This window comes from Mycobacterium sp. NGS26, assembly GCF_059813025.1.
The window spans coordinates 1-345 of the sequence record NZ_JCALDU010000047.1; the positions used below are offsets into that span (position 1 = coordinate 1).

Here is a 345-nt window from a genome sequence, read left to right on the forward strand (position 1 = left end):
ACCACCGGGGTGCCCAAGGGGGTGGCCATCACCCACCACAACATCACCCAACTGCTGGCTTCCCTGGACACGGATGTGCCGCGCGCGGGGGTGTGGTCGCAGTGGCATTCGTTGTCTTTCGACGTGTCGGTGTGGGAGATTTTCGGGGCCTTGCTGCATGGGGGGCGGTTGGTGGTGGTGCCCAAGGAGGTGGTGGGCTCCCCGCCCGATTTCCTTGCTTTGCTGGTTGCTGAGCAGGTCAGTGTGTTGAGTCAGACTCCGTCGGCGTTTGCTGGGTTGCAAAGCGTTGATGCCGACCGGCCCGAGTTGGGGCAGCAGCTTGGGCTTGAGGTGGTGGTGTTGGCT

Annotated in this window: 1 protein-coding gene; it reads left to right on the top strand. The window is 63.5% G+C overall.

The window, feature by feature from the left end; translation table 11 throughout:
* Nucleotides 1–345: AMP-binding protein (locus tag AC5Y6X_RS24495; RefSeq protein ID WP_499989730.1), on the top strand; the 345-nt coding region annotated here is incomplete at both ends.